This window comes from Nocardioides carbamazepini, from assembly GCF_024614185.1.
In the GTDB taxonomy this organism is placed as follows: Bacteria; Actinomycetota; Actinomycetes; order Propionibacteriales; family Nocardioidaceae; genus Nocardioides; species Nocardioides carbamazepini.
Window position 1 is genome coordinate 19,680 of the sequence record NZ_JAHTLF010000023.1, and the last position, 19,727, is coordinate 39,406.

Sequence of the window (19,727 nt, forward strand, 5' to 3'; positions counted from 1 at the left end):
CAACAGGTAGTTACACGTGTCGGCCGGCTCAGATGTCGTTGGCCAGGATGTGGTCGATGTTGCGCTCGGCCAACGCGGTGATCGTGACGAACGGGTTCACCGTGGTGTTGCCGGGGATGAGGGCGCCGTCGATGACGTACAGCCCGTCGTACCCGTGCAGGCGCCCGTGGTTGTCAGTTGCCTTGTTGAGCACCGCGCCGCCCAGGGGGTGGTAGGTGAGGCCGTCCTGCCAGACCTTGTAGACGCCGAAGAGGTCGGTGCGGTAGATCGTCCCCTCCTTGCTGTTGATCTTGTCGAAGATCGTCTTGGCCATGTTGATGGAGTCCTGCTTCCAGGCGGTCTGCCAGGACAGGTCGACCTTGTTGGCGGCGGCGTTCCACGAGAACTCCGCGCGCCGGGTCGTGTTGGTGATCGACAGGTAGAGCGAGGCATAGGTCTCGATGCCGGTGGGCAGGGGCGCGACCTCGGCGAACGCGCCGCCGGCGTCCCAGTTGTCGATGCCCGAGCAGGGGATCGTCGACTGCAGCGATCCGGTCGGGTCCCACATGTGGTTGGCCCGGCCGCACATGACGTTGCCGTTGTCGCCCCAGCCCTTGCCGATCTCGTTGTTGAGCGCGGGCAGGACGCCGGTCGCCTTGAGCTTGGTCAGCAGCTTGCTGGTGCCGACGCTGCCGGCGGCGAAGAAGACCTTGGCGGCGGTGACCGACTTGGTGCCGACCACGTTGCCGGCGGTGTCGAGCTGCTCGATCGAGACCGTGTAGCCGCCTCCGCCGGGGACCGGGCCGACTGAGGTGACCCGGTGCAGCGGCGAGACGTTGACCCGCCCGGTCGCGAGCGCCTGGGCGAGGTAGGTCTGCACGAGCGACTTCTTGCCGTGGTCGTTGCCGTACATGACCTGGCCGTCGAGGGCCGAGCGGGTGACGGTGCCGGCCTGCTCGGCCTTCATGTAGTTCCAGTCGTAGACGTCCGGCACGAACGTCCAGGCGAAGCCGGAGCGCTGCGCGTGCTTGCGGCCGACGCGGGCGTACTTGTAGCACTCGGCCGTCTCGAACCAGGCCGGGTCGATCGAGCCGACACCGAGGCCGGCATTGGCGCGGGGGTAGTAGGTGCCGTACATCTCCGCGACGTCGACGGAGGGCAGGATCGAGCTGAACCGCGACTGCTTCGGTGTGACCGCCATGCCGCCGTTGACCAGCGAGCCGCCGCCCACGCCGCGGCCCTGGTAGACGGTGATGCCCGCGAACTCCTCGGCGTCGAGGATGCCGGTGTACTTGGGGATGGTGGCGTCGATGGGGAAGCCGAAGAAGTTGCTCACCGGCGCCTTGGTCTTGGTGCGCAGCCAGTAGGCGCGCTTGTCGGGCGAGGTGACCTTGGGGAAGATCTTGCCGTCGGAGCCGGGGGTGTCCCACGACATGCCCATCTCGATCATCTCGACCGGTACGCCGGCCTGGGCGAGGCGGAGGGCGGCCACCGCGCCGCCGTACCCCGTGCCGATGACGAGCACGGGGACCTGGGCGCCGTTGCCGATGGCGGCGGAGGCGGGACTCGACAGTGCCGGCACGCCGAGCGAGGCGGCGCCGAGCGCCGCTCCGGTGCCGGCGATGAATCCACGTCGGGTGAGCCGAGACGACGTGGGGCGGGGGGTGTAAGGCATGTGACCTCCATCACAACAAGTGGAATAAGAACGTGTTCTACCGGTTGTGGAGAGGATTCGTCACTACCTACTGGCGGGTAGTCTGCGGACGGCTCATCCCGCCTCGGCCGATTCGATCCGCGCGACGGCCACGCGGGCGACGCCGCTGAGCACGACCGGCTCGTCGCCGACCGCGACGTCTCCGGTCTCCAGCGTCGTGCCCGGAGCCAGCCGGACGGTGCCGTCGAGGACCACGAGCACCACCGTCCCCGAGGCAGGTACGACGACCGGCGGCGCATCCTCGGCGAGGACCCGCACGTCCAGCGTGGCCCGCGCGACGCCCCGGCGGGTCATCACGTTGAGGTCGCGGGTCGGCTGCTCGACGGTGCACCGCACCGGCACGCCGCCGTCGAAGCCGAACGGCTCGTCGGGCCGCAGGACCTGCGTGTGGCCGGGCAGGTGCAGCGTCATCGCGGCGCCCTCGATGAGCACGATGATCCGGTCGATGCCCGGGAACGGCGAGAAGTCGCCGCTGCGCGCGACCTCGGCGAGGCTCACCCGCCAGCCGAAGTCGTCGGGATCCCCGCCGAGGGCGATCTCGGTGGTCATGCCCTGCCCGTTGCGCCACGGGACCCGCCGCAGGTCGCCGGCGCGCGTGATCGTCGTGCTCGTGGTGGTCATCGTGTCCAGTGCACCCGATCGCGGACGCCGGCGGAACACCGGACGGGACCAGAGCGTCTGGCATCCCAGACATCGGCGGGATCGCCGGCCCGAGGGCGTGGGTCAGGCGATGGCCAGCTGTGCCCGGGTCGGGACGAACGGCGCGGCGAGCAGGCGCATCCCGGCCTCGCGCGGCGTCCGGTTGGCCTTGCGGCCGTTGCACGGGCCGCATGCGGCGACCGTGTTGAGCCAGGTCCAACCGCCGCCGCGGCTCTGCGGGAGCAGGTGGTCGATGGTCGAGGCGTGCCGGCCGCAGTAGGCGCAGCGGTGGCGGTCCCGCTTGAGCACGTTGGTCCGGGAGTACGCCGCCGGGCGGTACATCCACTTCGCCGCGACATAGCGGACCAGCCGGATCACCCGGGGCCAGGGGTGCGGCCCGATCATCCGGTCGTCGTGCGCCTCCTCGACGGTGGCGACCTCGCGGAACAGCATCCGCACGGCGTGCTGGAAGGTGACGGTCCCGAGGGGCTCGTAGGAGGCGTTGAGCAGCGTCACGGTCGTCATGGCCGCTGTCACCTCCTCCGGTCGCTTCGTCGTGCGGCGCCTGTCGGATATCTACAAGGTCCGCATTTCCGTTCGGCCACGAAGGCATGAAGGACAGAAGACCTCTGCGCGAGGTCCGACGATCGAATGTACGTCGGCGCGCGCTCCGTCTCCACCGGTTTCCCCATTCCCGGCGTGCCCGGGAAGGCCGCACCGGGCGCACCCTCAGGGGAGGAACGGCGCGAGCTCCAGGGCGAGATGCAAGCGGAGCCGGTGGGTGCCGCGGGACAGGTCGTAGCCCGTGGCCCGCTCCACCTGACCGAGGCGGTGGTACACGGTCTGGCGATGGACGGCGAGCAGCGTCGCCGTACGCGAGGCGCTGCCGGCCTCGTCGAGCCAGACCCGCGCCGTGTGGAGGACGTCGGGGGTGGCCGTGGTGAGGAAGGCCCGCACCTGCGGGTCGATGACGGCCGCTGCGAGGTCGTCGTCGCGGGTCACGCCGAGCAGGGCGAGTGGGCCGAGGGACTCCCAGCGCACGACGGTCCCGGGCTCGGCGGTGCGGGCGACGCGCAGGCCGACCCGGGCGCCGCGGTGGGCGGCGGCCAGCGCGTCGATGCCGGCCACGGTGGGTCCGGTCGCGGCGCGGGTGACCCGGTCCAGGCTGTCGACGCGGCGGCCGAGGCCGAGGGCGCCGAGCAGGTCGGTGAGGCCGGCGGCGGGCTCGACGAGCGAGGCGCGGGTGACGGCGCAGGCCACGCCCGGGCTGGAGCGGACCCACACCACGCCGGGGCGCGAGGGACGGCTCGCGACCTGGTCGAGCAGCTCGGGGCGCTCGAGCAGCACGCAGGTGACGGGCTCGTGCAGGTCGAGGCCGCCGGCCTGGGCGAGGTCGGCCGCCGACTCCCGGGCCGCGAGCCGGCCGCCCTCGACCAGCTCGCGGAAGAGGGCGTCGCGGTGGGCCTGGCGGCGCTCGGCCACGTTGAGGAGCAGCGCCGCCGACTCGGCGATCCGGATCGCCTCCGGCCAGGTCGACTCGGCGATCCGGCCGTCCGGGTCGATGAGCCAGAAGTACCCGTGCACCCGGTCCAGGTGCCGGGCCGGGACGCAGAGCCGGGCGACGATCCCGAGCGCCTCGTCGGCGGGGGTGCGCAGCGGGCCGGGGGAGTCCTCGATGCCCTGGCCGCGGAACCACACGAGCACGTCCTCGGTGGAGCGTCGCTGCAGGATCGAGCGTTGCCGGATCGAGTCGATGACGTCGTCGCCGCGGTGGTCGGAGAAGCCGATCAGCCGGAAGTCCGGATCCTCGAGCGTGCACGGCGCGTCGGTCAGCCGGGCCATGTCCTCCACGAGGTCGTCGAGCGAGCTCACCGGACAAGTGTCTCATCATTGCCCGCAAATCCTGTGACAGATGTCCGTTTCCCGTGAGCGGTGACGCTCCTAGCGTGGAGACATGCTCGACCAGGCACTCACCCGCACCTTGGGCCACACCCTGAACCGCGCTTCGCGCAGCGCCCGTGCCCGCCGCGCGGTCGAGTCCCTCCCCCTCACCCGCAAGGTCGTCGACAGGTTCGTGCCCGGCGAGACCGCCGCCGACGCCGTCGACGCGACCCGTCGCCTGATCGCCACGGGCCGCACGGTCACCATCGACGTGCTCGGCGAGGACGTCCTCGACCTCGCCGGCGCCCGCGCGATGCGCGACGCGTACCTCGCCCTGCTGGCCGCGCTCGCCGAGGCGGACTGCGCCGCCGGTGCCGACGTCTCGCTCAAGCTCTCCGCGATGGGCCAGGCCCTGCCCGGCGGCACGACGATCGCCACCGACCACGCGGCCGAGATCGCCGCCGCGGCAGCCGCCCTCCGCTGCACGGTCACCCTCGACATGGAGGACCACACCACCGTCGACTCGACGCTCGCGATCGGCACCGCCCTGCGCGCGTCGTACCCGTTCGTCGGCAACGTGCTGCAGACCAACCTCCGCCGTACCCCCGGCGACATCGCGGACCTCGACGGATCCGGTGCCCGGATCCGGCTGGTCAAGGGCGCCTACCGGGAACCCGAGGCGGTCGCCTTGCAGCGCAAGGCCGAGGTCGACCACGCCTACGAGCGCGCGATCGACGCGCTGATGACCTCCGACTGCTACCCGATGATCGCCACCCACGACCCGGCGATGCTCGACCGCGCGGTGGCGCAGGCACTCGGCGCCGGCCGCGGGGCGGACCGCTGGGAGGCGCAGATGCTGTACGGCGTGCGCCCCGAGCTCGAGCAGCGGATGGTCGACGGCGGGCACCGGATGCGTGTCTACCTCCCGTTCGGCACCGACTGGTACGGGTACTTCATGCGGCGGCTGGCCGAGCGCCCCGCCAATGTCGCCTTCTTCCTGCGCGCACTCGCGCACCGCTGAGCCCCTACCCCCCGAGAGGACCCGACATGGACGCCATCACCACCCCGCCGGCCCCGGTCAACGAGCCGAACCTCACCTACGCGCCGGGCAGCGCGGAGCGCGACGCGCTCGTCGTGCAGCTCGACGCGCTCGGCGGCACGACCCGCCAGCTCGACGCCCACATCTGCGGCGAGAAGGTCGCCGGCGGCGGCGAGGAGATCGCCGTCGTGCAGCCGCACGCGCACCAGAAGGTCCTCGGCGTCCTGCGCAACAGCACCGCCGACGACGCGAAGACGGCCATCGCGGCGGCCCGCGAGGCGGCTCCCGGCTGGCAGGCCCTGCCCTTCGACGAGCGCGCCGCGGTCATCCTGCGCGCCGCCGAGCTGCTCGCCGGTCCCTGGCGCCAGCGGCTCAACGCCGCCACGATGCTCGGCCAGTCGAAGACCTCGTTCCAGGCCGAGATCGACGCGGCGTGCGAGCTGATCGACTTCTGGCGCCTCAACGTGCACTTCGCCCGGCAGATCCTCGCCGAGCAGCCGATCGCCAACGCACCCGGCATCTGGAACCGCACCGACCACCGCCCGCTCGAGGGCTTCGTCTACGCGATCACGCCGTTCAACTTCACCGCCATCGCCGGCAACCTCCCGACCGCGCCCGCCCTCATGGGCAATACGGTGCTCTGGAAGCCGTCGCCCACCCAGCAGCTCGCCGCCTCGTTGACCATGGAGCTGCTCGAGGAGGCGGGCATGCCGCCCGGCGTCATCAACATGCTCCCCGGCGACGGGCTCGCGGTGTCCGAGGTCGCGCTCGCGCACCCCGACCTGGCCGGCATCCACTTCACCGGCTCCACGCCGACCTTCCAGCACCTGTGGCGCACAGTCGGGGAGAACCTGCCGTCGTACCGGACCTATCCGCGACTGGTCGGCGAGACCGGCGGCAAGGACTTCGTCATCGCGCACCCCTCGGCCGACCCCGACGTGCTGCGCACCGCGTTGATCCGCGGCGCCTTCGAGTACTCCGGCCAGAAGTGCTCGGCCGCCTCGCGCGCCTACGTCCCTGCGTCGCTGTGGGCCCGGATGGGCGCCGACCTGGCCTCCCAGACCGACGCGCTGCCCGTCGGCGACCCGACCGACTTCGCCAACTTCACCGGCGCCGTCATCGACGCCCGCGCGTTCGCCAAGCACCAGGCGGCGATCGAGCGCGCTCGCGCCACCGAGGGGCTGCAGATCGTGGCCGGTGGCGAGGTCGACGACAGCGTCGGGTACTTCGTCCGCCCGACCGTCGTGGTCGCCGAGAACCCCACCGACGAGATGTTCTCCACCGAGTACTTCGGTCCGATCCTCGTCGTCCACGTGTACGACGACAGCCGCCCCGGCGCGTTCGAGGAGACGGTGAAGCAGGCCGAGTCCGCGGCGCCGTACGCCCTGACCGGGTCGGTGCTCGCCACCGACCGCACGGCCATCGACTGGGCCAGCAACCACCTGCGCTTCGCGGCCGGCAACTTCTACGTCAACGACAAGCCCACTGGCGCGGTCGTGGGCCAGCAGCCCTTCGGCGGCGGTCGCGCGTCGGGCACCAACGACAAGGCGGGCTCGGCGCTCAACCTGCTGCGCTGGACCTCGCCCCGCTCGATCAAGGAGACCCTCGTCCCGCCGACGGACCACCGCTACCCCCACATGGGGTGATCAGGTGGGGTTGAGTCGTCACATCTGACCCGGTGAGTCGTCGCTTGTGACCCGGTGAGTCGTCGCTTGTGACCGCTTCAGTCGCCGCTTTCGGTCGTTGCCGGCGGCGAACGCCGAGGCTCACGACCCGCCGCGAGGAAGCGACGACTCAAGCGGTCAGATCCGACGACTCAAGGGGTCAGATCCGACGACTCAAGCGGTCAGATGGGGCGACTCAACGGGTACGCTGCCGATGTGGCGAGCGCCGTGACCCAGGAGGTCCGCTTCTGCCGCACGGATGACGGTGTGCGGTTGGCGTGGGCGCGCCACGGGTCGGGTCCGCCGTTGCTCATCGTGTCTTGCTGGCTCAGTCACCTGCAGCACGACTGGCAGAGTCCGGTGTGGCGGCACTTCCTGGACGATCTCGGCGAGGTCGCGACCGTGGTGAGGTACGACGAGCGCGGGTTCGGGCTCTCGGAGTGGGAGGTCGCCGACTTCTCCCTCGAGCGGCGGCTCGCCGACCTCGAAGCGCTGGTGGAGGCCGCCGGTCTGGGCCGGTTCGCGGTGCTCGGGATGTCCGGCGGGGCGCCGGTCGCGGTCGCCTACGCACATGCCCATCCGGAGCGGGTGACGCGGCTGGTGCTCTACGGCGGCATGGCCGGCGGCGGAATCCAGCAGGAGGACGCGGCCGCCGAGGAGGCCTTCCAGGCGATGATCCGCGCCGGCTGGGCCCGGCCGGACCCGCTGTTCCGGCGGGTGTTCACGAACGCCTTCATCCCGGACGCCACCGAGGAGCAGATGGCCTGGATGGACGAGCTGCAGCGGACCTCGACCAACACCGAGAACGCCGTGTGCAGCCGGGTCGCCCGGCACGAGGTCGACGTCCGCGGGCTGCTGCCCGCGATCTCCGCACCGACGCTGGTGCTGCACGCGGAGGGCGACCGGGTCGCTCCCGGCTGGGGCCCGCGGCTCGCGGCGGCCGTCCCCGACGCCCGGCTGGTCCTGCTCGACTCCCGCAACCACGTGCTGCTCGCCGACGAGCCGGCCTGGCCGGTGTTCCGTGCCGAGGTGACCGCCTTCCTCGCGGCGGACCGGGTCGTCGTACCGGTCGACCACCTCTCCGCCCGCGAGCGCGAGCTCCTGCTGCTGGCCGCCGAGGGGCTCGACAACACCGCGATCGCGGACCGGCTGACCCTGAGCGTGCGCACCGTCGAGCGGCACTTCCAGAACGTCTACCTCAAGCTCGGCCTGTCCGGGCGTACGGCGCGCGCGGCCGCCGTCTGTCGCGTGCTCGGCGTCGACCCGCGCGGCTGATCCACGCGTACGCGTGCACCGCCCGGCGGGGGCCGTGGCGGGTCGACGAGTGCGCGTCGGCACCGATGCCCGCGGGGGCCAGGGTTCCTAGCGTCGGACCCATCGGCGAACACCCGCCGTACCGACGAAGGAGACGACGATGTCGAACAAGGCAGTGGTCAGCCTGGCCACCGGGCTGGAGGACCCCGAGCGGGTCACGGTGGCGTTCCTGGTCGCGCTGGGCGCGGCCGAGCAGGGTCGTCCGACCCTGATGTTCCTGACGAAGGAGGCGGTCCGGCTCGCCGTGCCCGGCGTCGCGGTCGGCCGCTCCTGCGAGGGCTGCCCGTCGCTGCCCGAGCTGCTGGAGCGCTTCCTTGCCGCCGGCGGCACCTACCTGGTCTGTCCGCTGTGCTTCAACGCGAAGGCGCTCGACCCGGAGCGCCTGATCAAGGGCGCGGAGATCGGCGGCACGATCCCGATGTGGCAGTGGATCGGCGACGAGGGCGCGACCTCGTTCAGCTACTGAGCCAGCTCCGGGATCGGCGTGCGCAGGGTGCCGTCGGCCAGCCAGGAGGCGAGGTTGTCGAGGGTGAGGGCGCGCATCGCCGCCCGGGTGACGTGGGTGCCGGAGGCGACGTGGGGGAGGAGCACCACGTTGTCCATCGTGGTCAGCTCCTCGGGCACCCTCGGCTCGTCGGCGTAGACGTCGAGCCCGGCGCCGCCCAGCCGACCGTCCTGGAGGGCGGCGACGAGCGCGGGCTGGTCGACGACCGAGCCGCGGGCGATGTTGACCAGCACGCCGTCCGGGCCGAGGGCGTCGAGCACCGCACGGTCGATCAGCGCGGTGGTGTCGTCGCCGCCCGGGACGACCACGACCAGGCTGTCGGCGGCCGCGGCCAGCTCGGCGGGGGAGGCGGCGTAGTCGTACGGGACGTCCGCCAGCCGGTGCCGGTTGTGATAGCTCACGGTGCAGCCGAGGGCCTCGAGCCGGGTGGCGACGGCCTGGCCGATCCGGCCCAGGCCGATGATGCCCACCAGGCTGCCCGCGACCTGGTCGGTGAGGGGGAAGCTGCCGTCCAGCCACCGGCCGTCGCGGACGAAGCGGTCGGCGGCGACCACCTGGCGTCGTACGGCGAGCAGCAGGGCCAGTGCGGTCTCGGCGACCGCGTCGTCGAGGACGCCGGGCGTGTGGCTGACCGCGATCCCGCGGGCCAGCGCGGCGGGCACGTCGATGTTGTCGTAGCCGACGCCGTGGTTGGCGATCACGCCCAGCCGGGGGAGGGCGGCGATCAGGTCGGCGTCCACGGGGCTGGCATTGCTGCACACGATGGCGACGACATCGCCGCCGCGGGTATCGAGATCGGCGGGGTCCACGGCGTCGTACCGCTCGCCGACGGCGTCGTGGAGCTGGGGGCTCAGGGGTGGGACACGAAGGACGCTGCCGCTGTGGGTCACGCTCCTCAACCTACTCAGGGAGCCGAGCGACGCGACTCCGCTCCGACGGTGTCGGCGAGCGTGATGATCGCCTGCTGGAAGGCCTCGATCGGCGGGTGCACGATGCCCGCGCCGATCATGCCGATGCCCGGGTCCTTGTGGGCGATCGCGGTGTTGATCAGCGGCAGGACGCCGGTCTCGATGACCTTGCGGACGTCGATGCCGGTCGGCACGCCCATGAAGTCCAGTGCCGGGATGGTGACATTGGGGTTGTTGGCCGCGGTGATGGCGTTCATCGTCCTCGAGTGGCCCATCGCCTCCTGCACGGTGCCGCCGACGAGGGCGACGATGGCGGGGGCCGCGGCCATGGCGAAGCCGCCGATGCCGTAGGTCTCGGTGATGGCCGAGTCGCCCATGTCGAGGCCGGAGTCCGCCGGGGTGTAGCCGGCGAACATCGGGCCGACGACCTGCTGCGCGGGACCGGTGAACCACCGGTCGCCGGTGCCCGCGACGCGGATGCCGAAGTCGACGCCGTTGCGGCACATGGCCGTGACGACGGTGGAGTCCTGGATGCCCGCGGCGGCGTCCATGGCGGCCTTCGCGGTGACCATCCAGGTCGGGCCGGAGAAGTAGTCCGAGGACGCGACGAAGTCGAAGACCTCTCGCTTCTCCTGGGTGGAGAAGTCGGTCTCGACGATGTACGGCGTCAGCGCCTGGATCAGCAGGGTCGTGCCGGCCACGTTGCGGTTGTGCGCCTCGTCGCCCATGTGCAGCGCCTGGGAGAGGAGCAGGCGCAGGTCGAGGCCGGCCTCGTTGAGCTCCATCGCGGCGGCCAGGACCGGGCCGAGGACGTCGCGCATCCAGTTGAGCCGGTCGATGACCGACCGGTCGTTGGCGCCGAACCGCAGGATCTTCGAGAGCTGCTCGGAGAGGTTCGTGTAGGCGGTGTTGCCGTGGGTGCGGTTGGTGACCTTGTGGACCCACATGCTCGCGCTGGTGACGCCGGCCATCGAGCCGACCGACTGGTGCTCGTGGCAGGGGGAGAAGGCGATCTCGCCCGAGCCGGCGAGCTCGGCGGCCTCGTCGAGGTCCTTCGCGAGACCCTCGAAGACGAGCGCGCCGGTGACGGCACCCTTCATCGGGCCCGACATCCGCTCCCACGTGATCGGGGGGCCGGCGTGCAGGATGGTCGTCCTCGTCATCCCGGGCACGGTGTCGATCGCCTGGCCGAAGCCCTCGAGGAAGGGCTGCGCGGCGAGCACGCGGCCGACCGCCTCCTCGTTGGCGGTGTCGATCCTCTCGGCGACCTCGGGGCGCTCGAGGCGACCGAGGGCCGCGATCATCTCCGGGTCGCCGCCGCCCGGCGGGGTCCAGTCCATCCGGACCGGCGCCACGCCCTGGGCGGTGAGGTCCTCGGCGAACATGTCGAGACCGAGGTTGACCGGCTTGAGACCGGTCGAGAACAGGCTGGTGATGCTCATCGGTGGTCACCCTTCGCAACGAATTCGCGGGCCAGCAGGCCGAGGTTGGTGGAGGAGGAGGCGATGGTCACGCCGGCGGCCTCGAGCTGCGCCACCTGGTCGGCGATGGCCGGGGTGTCGAGGTCGGTGCCGAGGACGTAGCCGAGGATCTCCAGGTGCTGGCCGCGGTCGGCGGCCTTGGCCTTCGCCTCCTCGATGGCGGGGATGGTCACGCCGACCGGGTCCTCGTGGGCGCCGAAGCCGAGGACGAAGTCCATCGCGATGACGCCGACCTCGGGGTCGTCGGCCTCCCGGACGAGGCGCTGCAGGCGCAGCGACGGGTCGATCATCGGGTGCGGGCGGCCGTCGGTGAAGTCGTCGCCGCCCAGGTCGAGGAAGGTGTGCCCGCGCGAGGCGTCGGTCGCGCCGAGGACGTACGCCGGGTCCCGCTGGATGTTGGACCAGACGTCGTCGTACGTCGCCAGGGCCGCGAACATCGCCTCGTCGCAGAGGGTGCCGCCGCAGAACAGGCCGCGGACGTACTTCTGCTCGGGGGCCAGCCTGGCGCGGACCTCCTCGATCAGCGGCACGTTGAGGGCGTGCAGGTCGAGCGTCGACTCATCGACGCCGGTGGCGAGGACGGCGGCCAGTGCGGCGGGCTTGGTGCCCGACACCAGCTGCACGTCGGCGTAGCCCGACTCCGTGCGCGGCGAGCCGAGGAAGCAGACCACGGCCGGCTTTCCGGCCCCTCCCAGGACGCCGAGCACCTTGTCGGCGACCTCCTCGGCCGGCGGCTTGGAGACGACCACGATGACCTCGGTCGCGGGATCGGCCGCGAGGGCCTCGATGCCGTCGATCATCATCAGGCCGCCGACCTCGGCGGACAGGTCGCGACCGCCGGTGCCGATCAGCTGCGAGACGCCGCCGCCGAAGTCGTGCACGCGCACGGCGATCTCCTGGCTGCCGGTGCCCGAGGCGCCGACGATGCCGACCGAGCCGCGGCGGACGGCGTTGGCGAAGGCCAGGCCGGTGCCGTTGATGATCGCCGTGCCGCAGTCGGGGCCCATGAGGAGCAGGCCCCGGTCGTGGGCGAGCTCCTTGAGCTCGATCTCGTCCTCGACCGACACGTTGTCGGAGAAGACCATCACGTGCTTGCCGGCGACCAGCGCCTTGCGGGCCTCGCGGGCGGCGAAGGCGCCGTTGACCGAGATGAGCACCAGGTTGCTGTCCGGGACCTCGGTGAAGGCGCCGTCGAGCGTGCGGTGGCGGATCTCGGCGGTGCTCTCGGCGGCGCCGTTCCTGCGGGCGAGGATCTCGTCGACGGCCGCGATCGCGTCCTCGACGAGGTCGTCGGCAGCGTCGATCACGATCATCAGGTCGCTGGGCCTGGCCGCGTCGATGGCGGGGTCCCGCACGCCGACGTTGAGCAGCACCTCCTTGTTCATCGGCGTCGCCATGCCGAGCAGGGCCCGGGTGACGCCTTCGACGGCGTTCGCCCTGGTGCTCATGGACATGAGCGAGACGGAGTCGAGGTAGGTGTTCTTGCGGATGTCGACGTACCTGGTCATTCCGGGTCCTTTCCGAGGTAGCGCTCGATCACGGCGGCGAGATCGTCGAACCCGCGCTGGCGCGCGAGGTCGAGGGGCGTGATGCCCCACTCGTCCGTCAGGCCGGGCTTGGCGCCGTGCTCGAGCAGCAGCTCGGCGGTCTGCTGGCGGACCGGGCCGCCGTCGCCGAGGATGATCGTCTCGATCAGGGCGGTCCACCCGAGGGTGTTGGTCAGGTTGACGTTGATGTCCGTGTGCTCGAGCAGGTAGCGGACGATCCCGAGGTGGCCCTTCTCGGCGGCCGGGGTGAGGCCGTTGCCGCCGAAGCGGGTGAGCCGCCTCAGGTCGGTGCCCGCCTCGACCATGATCCTCACCAGCTCGAGGTCGTCGTGGATGCAGCCGTGGAGGAAGGGGTTGAAGCAGGTCTGGTCCTGCGCGTCGATGTCGACGCCCTGGCCGATGAGGAAGCGGACCACGTCGTAGTGCCTGCCCCTCGCGGCGGCGAGGATCGCGCTCGCCTCCTCCCGGTCCCGGGCGTCCTTGTCCGCGCCGTCGGCGAGAGCGGCGCGGACGCCGTCGAGGTCGCCGGTCGCCGCGGCGGCGAGGTACCGCTCGTCGGCTGAGGGTGTGGTCACGAGTTCTCCTTCGGGTGGGTGGGAGCCGCGAGGCGGTTCGCCTCGCGCAGGTCAGCCTCGAGGGTGAGGCCGAGGCGGAGGCCGGTGAGGATGTCGGCGCCGGAGGTGTGCCCGATGGCGCGTACCCGCAGGACGGCGTCGACCAGGGACGACCTGCCGCCGGAGCCGACGCCGCCAGCAGTGCCGGCCTCGCCCGTGCTGACGAGCGCGGTGACCAGGTCGTGGATCCGCTGGCGGGCGCGTCCCGCGACCGCCTCGGTCAGCGTGGCCGCGCTGACGGCGGTGGTGCGCTCCTCCAGGGGTGCATGGCCGAGGACCGCCTCCGCGAGCGCCGGCCGGATCCGGCCGAGCGCCATCCCGTCGGCGGCGGCGAGCACGGCGAGCCCGGTGAGCAGGTCGTCGCCGCTCGGGGTGAGCCCGGCGCCCAGCCCGACCAGCCGGGCGGCCGCGGCGGTGACGGCGGTCGCGGCGTCGCCCCGGATCGCGTCGGCCAGCGCGGTCGTACGACGACCCAGCTCGTCGGCGCTCGCGACCTCGAACGGGGTGCGGTGGGCCGGGGTGAGGAGATGTCGCTCGACCGTGGCGGCGGCGTGCCGCAGCAGGTCGGGCGTCAGGGCGGACGTGTCGGCGGGGGAGGGCTGCCAGGGCGTGGCGCCGGCGAGGACGACGGTGGTGCCGTCGTACGCGTGGGTGAGTGCGGGGCCGAAGCGGACCGGGTCGTCGCGGTGCCACCCGATCCGCCCCCAGTCGGCGGCGGCGATCAGCACGGTGCGCGGCGCGTCGTCGAGCTCGTCGCTCGCCAGGCAGCAGAGCAGCCCGTCGGGGGTGCGCAGGTTGACGACCCTCGCGTGCACGGAGTGCACGGTGCCGGTGCGGCCGTCGATGGGCAGCGCAGCGGCGAGCCGGGCGTCGACGGACACGGCGTCCACCGGCCGTCCCGCGTGCTCTCCTGCTGTCGCCGTCACCCGGGACTCCTTCGCTGGGCCGTCAGAGGGGTTCGTCAGGGGACTCGGTGAGCGCCCCGTTCCCGACCATTTTGGTATACCATTCTTCGAGAAATGGTATACCACCCGGAATCCCAGAAGGTCGACCCCCATCGAGCAGGAGAAGGTCCATGCGAGTCGTAGTGGCGCTGGGCGGCAACGCCCTGGCGCGTCGAGGCGAGCCGATGACGGCGGAGTTCCTGCGAACCAACGTCCGCTCCACCTGCCAGGCGCTCGCCGCGCTGGCGCGCACCGCCGAGCTGGTGATCACGCACGGCAACGGCCCGCAGGTCGGCCTGCTGGCGCTGCAGAACCTCGCCTACCAGGACGTCGCGGCGTACCCGCTCGACATCCTCGGCGCCGAGACCCAGGGCATGATCGGCTATGTCGTGCAACAGGAGCTCGCCAACGCGGTCGAGGGCGAGCGCGAGGTCGCCGGCATCATCACGACGACCGTCGTGTCCGAGGACGACCCGGCCTTCGACCGGCCCACCAAGCTGATCGGCCCCCAGTACTCCGGGCACGACGCCGCCGAGGCCGCGGCGGCGTACCGCTGGACGATCGCCAGGGACGGCGCCGCCTTCCGTCGCGTGGTCCCGTCGCCGCGGCCGCTCGCGATCGTCCAGGCGCCCCTCATCCGGCGTCTGCTCGAGGGCGGCACCCTGTGCGTGTGCGTCGGCGGTGGCGGCGTCCCCGTCCGCCTCGACAGCCTGGGTCGCCACGTCGGGGTCCAGGCCGTCGTCGACAAGGACCAGGCGAGCGCCGCGCTGGCCGTCGAGATCGGTGCCGACGTGTTGATCATGCTCACCGACGGCGACTACGTGAGCGAGAGCTGGGGCACGCCCGAGCAGCGCGACATCGTCACCGCCTCGGCCGACGCGATCGCGAAGCTGGCCTTCGCCGAGGGCTCGATGCAGCCGAAGGTGGACGCCGCGATCCGCGTCGCCCGCGCCGGCGGCCGGGTCCTGATCGGTCCCCTGGACCGCCTCGACGACCTGCTCGCCCGCAAGGTCGGCACCGAGATCGTGCCGTCCCTGGACGAGGGCATCCTCTTCCTCGAGCGCCGGCCGAGCGACTGACGTCGTACCCTCGTCCTCGCGAACGGAAGGCGGGCACGGTGAGTCGAGCTGCGGAGGGACCCAAGGAGTCCTCGCGCGTCGCGGACTGGCTCCGCAACCAGATCATCGACGGGGAGCGCGCGCCGGGCAGCAAGCTCGTCGAGCGCGACCTGGCCACGGAGTTCGGCGTCAGCCGGGTCCCGGTCCGCGAGGCCCTGACCCTGCTCGACGCCGAGGGGCTCGTGACGCTGCGCCCCCACACCTGGGCGATCGTGCGTGAGTTCTCGCCCGAGGACCTCGCCGAGCTCGACGAGGTCCGCGCGGCCCTGGAGGTCCTCACCTTCCGCCTGGCCGCCCAGCGCCGGACCACGGCCGGCCTGGCTCGGCTCCGTGACGCGCTCGGGGCCGAGCTGGCCGGTGCCCGCGCGGGCGACCGCGTCGCCGCCCGCCGCGCGGCCGCCGACTTCCACGAGATCGTCACCGACCTGGCCGGCAACCGCCTGCTCAGTGAGCTCTCCCAGACCATGCGCAGTCGCCTGCGCTGGCTCCTCGGCCAGCACGACGACCTCCTGCACGTCAGCGAGGAGCACAACGTCCTGTACGACGCCATCGCCGGCGGCGACGTCGCGGGCATCGAGGACCTCGTCCTCGCCCACATCGCGAGCAGCCATCGGCAGCGGGCCGAGCACCAGCGAGCGCTGCGGGACGGCTGAGCCGCGACCGCGCCAGGGGAGCGGGGCTCAGCCGTCCAGCATCTTCCCCAGTGCCTCCAGCGTCGGCCGGCGCCCGCGGGCGACGTGGGCGTAGGCCAGGGCCGCCGCGATCTCCTCGTCGCCGTTGCGGATCGCGTCGAGCAGCGCGTCGTGCTCGGCCCGGTGTCCGTGGTCGCCGCGGAAGGTGGTGAGCCGGAACAGCCAGTGCACGCGGCCCGAGACCACCCGCATCAGCGCCTTGAGGAGGCTGCTGCCCGTGAGCTCGAGCATCACCTCGTGGAACTGGGAGGTGGCCGCCGCGATCCGCCGCTGGTCGCCCGTCTCGTGGGCGCCCCCGGTCCGCTCGAGCGCCTCCTCGAGCCGGGCGATCCCGTGCTCGGAGATGTGCCGGGCGGCCAGCCGGGCGACCAGCACCTCCAGCGCCTCGCGGACGTCGAAGAGCTCCTCGACGTCGGCGATCGTCAGCTGCCGTACGGTCGCGCCGCGGCGCGGCCGGATCTCGACCAGGCCGTCGAACTCGAGGCGCCGAAGGGCCTCGCGGACAGGCACCCGGGAGACGTCGAGCAGGTCGGCGACGTGGGTCTCCCGCAGTCGCTCGCCGGGCGCGACGGCGCCGGAGACGATCCGCTCCACGAGCTCGGCGTAGATGCGGTCGACGAGCAGGTCGTCGTTGAGGTCGTCGTCCCCGTCGGGGTGATGGATGTCGAGCATCGCCTACACCACGTTGACCTGGAGGCAGAGCGCGTTGAGCTCCTCCACGCCGTCATCGGTCACGATCACCGTGCCCCCGATGCTCACCCGTGAGCGGTCCTGGCAGGCGTTGGGCTCGAACGCGAAGGCGATGCCCGACTCGATCACGAAGTCGCCGTCGCGCGGCGACGTGTGGGGGAGCGGTACGCCGGCCAGGCCGGTCTGCCGGTCGAGTCCGACGTGGGTCGCCCCGTTGTAGATCACGGGCGACACGGTCTGCACGACGGGTCCCATGTTCCAGGCACCTGCCTCCCGTAGCGGCTTCTCCATCACCTCGCACAGCTCGGCAAAGGTACCGCCCACGTGCAGGTACTCCACACCGCGCCGGTAGGCATCGACGGCGACCTCCTCGAGCCGGCGATGCACGTCGTCGGGCCGGCCGATCGAGATCTCCACCTGCTGCTGGGACTCGAAGCCGCCGTAGAGCGTGAAGAGCTCGGCGCCGAAGACGTCTCCCTTGTCGAGGACCCGCGAGCCGCCGCCCATCCAGAGCCAGTCGGCGCCGGCCCAGCCGAGCCGCTCGGCTCCGCTGCGCTGCGGGCCGTTGAGCCACAGTCCCCCGGCGGCGGTCACCGACTGCATCCCGGCGGCGACGATCTCCGACTCCCGTACGCCGGCGCCGGCTGCGGCGATCATCGCCGCGCACGCGGCCTCGCCGATCACCGCGGAGTGCCGGATCATCGCCAGCTCCGCCTCGCTGTGCACGAGCATCAGCTGCTCGAACTCGGCGTGCAGGTCGACGAACCTCGCCTCGGGGAGGCGATCGACGACCCGCTGCCACGTGCCGAACGGGATGGTGCCGGCGACGCTGGCCGGTGCGCGGCTGCGCAGCCCGACCACGCCGATGGTGGCGGCGGTGAGCCCGAGGTCGGCGAGGACGTCGCCGAGCTGGTGGCCGGGCCGGGTGAGCCGCTGGTCGGCGACCCAGCGTTCGTAGCGGCCGCCGGGCTCGTCGTACCGGCCGAGGGTGATGTTGCCGGTGGGTACGACGGAGACCGGGTTGCCGTGCCGGGGGAGGACGCAGTAGCTGCGGGTGCCCTCGTTGGTCAGGTAGCGGTCGAGCTGGTCGCGTCCCTGTCCCGAGACGAGCACGGCGTCGACGCCGACTCGGTCCATGAGGGCGCGGACGGACGCGTAGCGCCGGTCCCGCTCGGTGGTCGTCAGGGTGGGGAACTCGGTCACGATCGTCTCCTCGTATACCAAATGGGTTCTGCGGGCCTGGGTGCGCTGTCGGCCGGTACGGCCCGATTCGCGCCCAAAGCCACCGTACCAAGCGGGAAGCAGATGTTTAAGACATTAGAAATTTACATGGAAGCCTTGTCTGCCTGCCGGTGGATGTGGTGTTGTATGTATACAGGTCACGTGAGGTGGCTCACAGGCCGACCCGAACAAGAAGGAGCACGGAGTGAGCACGTTTCGAACGAAGAGGGCGCTCGGCCTCGGCCTGGCCGCCCTCGCGCTGGGGACCGTCACCGCCTGTGCTGCCGATCCCAGCGGCCCGGGCGCTGACGGCGACACGACCCTCACCTTCGGCGTGGACGGCACGGTGCCCAGCATCGACCCGGTGCTGGCGGACAACAGCACCGTCGACCAGTCGGTGGTGCCGATGTACGAGTCCCTCGTCGACTACGACCCCGACGGCACCCTCCAGGGCCGCCTCGCGACCGACTGGACCGTCGCCGAGGACGCCCACTCGGTGACCTTCACGCTGCGCGACGGCGCGGCCTTCCACGACGGCGCGCCGGTCACCGCCGAGGACGTCAAGTACACCTTCGACCGGGCCAAGGCGCTCGGCGTCGGTGTCGCCCAGTTCCTCTCGGACTACGAGTCGGCCGAGGTCGTCAGCGACACGGAGATCAAGATCAACCTGCTCAGCCCCTCGTCCCTCTTCCTCGGCGGCCTCGCCAAGGTCTACATCGTCAACTCCGCGCTGGTGGAGAAGAACGCCGGCGACGACCAGGGACAGTCGTGGCTCGCGTCCAACGAGGCGGGCAGCGGCCCGTACACGCTCGACGACTTCAAGCCCAACCGCCAGATCATCTTCAGCAGGTACGACGACTTCACCGGTGCCGTCAACGAGGACGCTCCCGAGAAGATCGTCTACCGGCTGATCCCCGAGAGCTCCACGCAGCGCGAGGAGATGCTGGCCGGCAACATCGACGTGGCCGACGGCATCGAGCCCCAGGACCTGCAGGCCGTGCTCGAGCAGGACCAGCTGACCTCGGTGGAGCTCGCCAAGGCGCAGGGCCTCTACGTCTACTTCAACACCCAGCGGGCGCCGTTCGACGACCCCAAGGTCCGCGAGGGGATCCGGCACGCCTACGACTACCAGGCCCACGTCGCCACGATCCTCGGCGGCCACGGCTCGGTCGCGAGCGGCGTCGCGCCCGCGGTGATGGACTGCCGGCCGGAGATCGCCCCCTTCGAGCAGGACCTCGACCAGGCGCGCACGCTGCTGTCCGACCTGGCCGCGAGCGGCAAGGAGCTGACCTTGGCCTACCAGTCGGTCTTCGCCGAGCAGGCGGACGCGGCGACCGCGCTGCAGTCGGTCCTGCGCGACCTCGGGGTCACCGTGAAGCTCAAGACGGTCGACTACCCCACCTACATCGAGTCGCTCGGCGCCATCACCACCACCCCGGACATGGCCGTGATCTGGGACAACCCGCCGACGCCGGACGTCGGGAGCCTGCTCACCACGCGCTACCACTCGAAGTTCCGGGAGACCTCCACCAACTTCGGGCAGTACGCCGACCCGGAGATCGACGAGCTCCTCGACCGGGCGAACGCGATGGGCGACGACGACGCGCGCTGCGAGATCTACGAGGAGGTCGAGCAGCGGCTCGTCGACGACTCGGCCTCGATGCCCGTCGCCGACGAGGTGACCACGGTCGTCGTGCCGAAGACCGTCTCCGGCGTCGAGCTCTATCCCGCCCACACCGGCTACATGCCGCAGACCTACAAGATCGAGGACTGATCG

Annotated in this window: 18 protein-coding genes; 7 read left to right on the forward strand and 11 right to left on the reverse strand. The window is 71.7% G+C overall.

Annotation, left to right across the window (positions count from 1 at the left end):
- Positions 1 to 28: 28 nt before the first annotated feature.
- From KVF89_RS24380 to KVF89_RS24395, 4 genes are all read right to left on the reverse strand, one after another.
- A complete protein-coding gene (locus KVF89_RS24380; protein WP_257429391.1) occupies positions 29 to 1,654 on the reverse strand; it encodes a GMC oxidoreductase in 1,626 nt (541 codons plus the stop codon).
- A gap of 93 nt (positions 1,655 to 1,747) precedes the next feature.
- The gene (locus KVF89_RS24385) at positions 1,748 to 2,314 is read right to left on the reverse strand and encodes a HutD/Ves family protein (RefSeq protein ID WP_257429393.1); all 567 of its coding nucleotides are present in this window, start codon (positions 2,312 to 2,314) and stop codon (positions 1,748 to 1,750) included.
- Between the two features lie 102 nt (positions 2,315 to 2,416).
- The gene (locus tag KVF89_RS24390; protein WP_257429394.1) at positions 2,417 to 2,857 is read right to left on the reverse strand and encodes an HNH endonuclease; all 441 of its coding nucleotides are present in this window, start codon (positions 2,855 to 2,857) and stop codon (positions 2,417 to 2,419) included.
- A gap of 204 nt (positions 2,858 to 3,061) precedes the next feature.
- Positions 3,062 to 4,204: a PucR family transcriptional regulator gene (locus KVF89_RS24395; protein ID WP_257429396.1), complete on the reverse strand. Its 1,143-nt coding sequence runs from the start codon at positions 4,202 to 4,204 to the stop codon at positions 3,062 to 3,064.
- An 82-nt stretch (positions 4,205 to 4,286) separates the two neighbouring features.
- Between KVF89_RS24395 and KVF89_RS24400 the strand changes: the two genes are divergently transcribed.
- From KVF89_RS24400 to KVF89_RS24415, 4 genes are all read left to right on the forward strand, one after another.
- Positions 4,287 to 5,234, forward strand: coding sequence for a proline dehydrogenase family protein (locus KVF89_RS24400; protein ID WP_257429398.1), 948 nt, complete (start codon positions 4,287 to 4,289; stop codon positions 5,232 to 5,234).
- Positions 5,235 to 5,260: 26 nt separating this feature from the next.
- Positions 5,261 to 6,898: an L-glutamate gamma-semialdehyde dehydrogenase gene (pruA, locus tag KVF89_RS24405; protein WP_257429400.1), complete on the forward strand. Its 1,638-nt coding sequence runs from the start codon at positions 5,261 to 5,263 to the stop codon at positions 6,896 to 6,898.
- Positions 6,899 to 7,132: 234 nt separating this feature from the next.
- Complete coding sequence (locus tag KVF89_RS24410; RefSeq protein ID WP_257429402.1) at positions 7,133 to 8,191, forward strand: alpha/beta fold hydrolase; 1,059 nt, start codon at positions 7,133 to 7,135, stop codon at positions 8,189 to 8,191.
- A 139-nt stretch (positions 8,192 to 8,330) separates the two neighbouring features.
- Positions 8,331 to 8,696 carry a DsrE family protein gene (locus KVF89_RS24415; RefSeq protein ID WP_257429403.1) on the forward strand — a complete coding sequence of 122 codons (366 nt, stop codon included), beginning with the start codon at positions 8,331 to 8,333 and terminating at the stop codon, positions 8,694 to 8,696.
- Here KVF89_RS24415 and KVF89_RS24420 read toward each other — a convergent pair.
- Genes KVF89_RS24420 through KVF89_RS24440 form a run of 5 tightly spaced genes read right to left on the reverse strand, consistent with a single transcriptional unit; the run spans position 8,690 to position 14,211 of the window.
- Positions 8,690 to 9,625, reverse strand: coding sequence for a 2-hydroxyacid dehydrogenase (locus KVF89_RS24420; RefSeq protein WP_257429405.1), 936 nt, complete (start codon positions 9,623 to 9,625; stop codon positions 8,690 to 8,692). The genes KVF89_RS24415 and KVF89_RS24420 overlap by 7 nt on opposite strands.
- A gap of 14 nt (positions 9,626 to 9,639) precedes the next feature.
- Positions 9,640 to 11,085 carry a YlbE family protein gene (locus KVF89_RS24425; protein WP_257429406.1) on the reverse strand — a complete coding sequence of 482 codons (1,446 nt, stop codon included), beginning with the start codon at positions 11,083 to 11,085 and terminating at the stop codon, positions 9,640 to 9,642.
- Positions 11,082 to 12,632: an acyl-CoA synthetase FdrA gene (fdrA, locus tag KVF89_RS24430; RefSeq protein ID WP_257429408.1), complete on the reverse strand. Its 1,551-nt coding sequence runs from the start codon at positions 12,630 to 12,632 to the stop codon at positions 11,082 to 11,084. The genes KVF89_RS24425 and fdrA overlap by 4 nt, the downstream gene beginning before the upstream one ends.
- Entirely contained in the window at positions 12,629 to 13,246 is a 618-nt protein-coding gene (locus tag KVF89_RS24435; protein ID WP_257429410.1) for an ankyrin repeat domain-containing protein, read from the reverse strand. The genes fdrA and KVF89_RS24435 overlap by 4 nt, the downstream gene beginning before the upstream one ends.
- A complete protein-coding gene (locus KVF89_RS24440) occupies positions 13,243 to 14,211 on the reverse strand; it encodes an oxamate carbamoyltransferase subunit AllH family protein (protein ID WP_257429412.1) in 969 nt (322 codons plus the stop codon). The genes KVF89_RS24435 and KVF89_RS24440 overlap by 4 nt, the downstream gene beginning before the upstream one ends.
- A gap of 149 nt (positions 14,212 to 14,360) precedes the next feature.
- Here KVF89_RS24440 and KVF89_RS24445 point away from each other — a divergent pair, with 149 nt between their 5' ends.
- Together KVF89_RS24445 and KVF89_RS24450 are read left to right on the forward strand one after the other, a co-directional pair.
- Positions 14,361 to 15,308, forward strand: a complete 948-nt coding sequence (locus tag KVF89_RS24445; protein ID WP_257429414.1) for a carbamate kinase — start codon at positions 14,361 to 14,363, stop codon at positions 15,306 to 15,308.
- Positions 15,309 to 15,346: 38 nt separating this feature from the next.
- Positions 15,347 to 16,000, forward strand: a complete 654-nt coding sequence (locus KVF89_RS24450; RefSeq protein WP_257429416.1) for a GntR family transcriptional regulator — start codon at positions 15,347 to 15,349, stop codon at positions 15,998 to 16,000.
- A gap of 27 nt (positions 16,001 to 16,027) precedes the next feature.
- Here KVF89_RS24450 and KVF89_RS24455 read toward each other — a convergent pair whose 3' ends face one another.
- Positions 16,028 to 16,711 carry a GntR family transcriptional regulator gene (locus KVF89_RS24455; RefSeq protein WP_257429417.1) on the reverse strand — a complete coding sequence of 228 codons (684 nt, stop codon included), beginning with the start codon at positions 16,709 to 16,711 and terminating at the stop codon, positions 16,028 to 16,030.
- 3 nt (positions 16,712 to 16,714) lie between these two features.
- Positions 16,715 to 17,932, reverse strand: coding sequence for an aminopeptidase P family protein (locus KVF89_RS24460; RefSeq protein WP_257429419.1), 1,218 nt, complete (start codon positions 17,930 to 17,932; stop codon positions 16,715 to 16,717).
- Positions 17,933 to 18,155: 223 nt separating this feature from the next.
- On the opposite strand from KVF89_RS24460, the gene KVF89_RS24465 reads away from it, so the two are divergent.
- Positions 18,156 to 19,724, forward strand: coding sequence for an ABC transporter substrate-binding protein (locus KVF89_RS24465; protein ID WP_257429420.1), 1,569 nt, complete (start codon positions 18,156 to 18,158; stop codon positions 19,722 to 19,724).
- Positions 19,725 to 19,727 lie beyond the last annotated feature (3 nt).

Coding starts and splice junctions, on each gene's coding strand:
- KVF89_RS24380 (WP_257429391.1), bottom strand. CDS start 1,654: ATGCCTTACACCCCCCGCCCCACGTCGTCTCGGCTCACCCGACGTGGA.
- KVF89_RS24385 (WP_257429393.1), bottom strand. CDS start 2,314: ATGACCACCACGAGCACGACGATCACGCGCGCCGGCGACCTGCGGCGG.
- KVF89_RS24390 (WP_257429394.1), bottom strand. CDS start 2,857: ATGACGACCGTGACGCTGCTCAACGCCTCCTACGAGCCCCTCGGGACC.
- KVF89_RS24400 (WP_257429398.1), top strand. CDS start 4,287: ATGCTCGACCAGGCACTCACCCGCACCTTGGGCCACACCCTGAACCGC.
- pruA (WP_257429400.1), top strand. CDS start 5,261: ATGGACGCCATCACCACCCCGCCGGCCCCGGTCAACGAGCCGAACCTC.
- KVF89_RS24415 (WP_257429403.1), top strand. CDS start 8,331: ATGTCGAACAAGGCAGTGGTCAGCCTGGCCACCGGGCTGGAGGACCCC.
- KVF89_RS24425 (WP_257429406.1), bottom strand. CDS start 11,085: ATGAGCATCACCAGCCTGTTCTCGACCGGTCTCAAGCCGGTCAACCTC.
- fdrA (WP_257429408.1), bottom strand. CDS start 12,632: ATGACCAGGTACGTCGACATCCGCAAGAACACCTACCTCGACTCCGTC.
- KVF89_RS24445 (WP_257429414.1), top strand. CDS start 14,361: ATGCGAGTCGTAGTGGCGCTGGGCGGCAACGCCCTGGCGCGTCGAGGC.
- KVF89_RS24455 (WP_257429417.1), bottom strand. CDS start 16,711: ATGCTCGACATCCATCACCCCGACGGGGACGACGACCTCAACGACGAC.